At 50.9% G+C, this 389-nt stretch carries 1 protein-coding gene; it reads left to right on the top strand.

Translation table 11 applies throughout. The annotated features are described in order from the left end of the window. Nucleotides 1-389, top strand: a 389-nt coding sequence (locus tag ET810_RS11890; RefSeq protein WP_134317687.1) for an alpha/beta fold hydrolase, incomplete at both ends; no start/stop codon positions are given.

Genomic DNA, 389 nt, shown 5'->3' on the forward strand with positions numbered 1-389 from the left:
CAGCAGGGGCGCCCATTTTTCGCGCCAGCTTACGGCAACCATGGGACAGCCGATCTTGATTCTTCTCTACAAGAGCTACTGACATATATAGACGAGCTCAATAGCCAGGGTGTACATTGCGTCGATGTTGTAGGGCACTCCGCTGGAGGACTTCTTGCACTGCGAATTGCTCATGCCCGTCCTGGTTTTGTAAGGAAGTTGGTGGGACTAGGGGCAGCTTTTCATGGGGTCCCCAAGAATTTACGTTTTAAGCCTGTAGTCAAATGGATTGGCGGACAAGCGCTTTTGCAGCTTACGCAAAAAATCCCAGCTGAGCTCCCAGAGAACGTGGAATTGATTTCTGTGTTTTCTACCGCAGATCGTGTCGTACCAGCACAGTCGAGCAAGCT

The sequence above is a fragment of the Corynebacterium silvaticum genome, assembly GCF_004382825.2.
Classification (GTDB): Bacteria; Actinomycetota; Actinomycetes; order Mycobacteriales; family Mycobacteriaceae; genus Corynebacterium; species Corynebacterium silvaticum.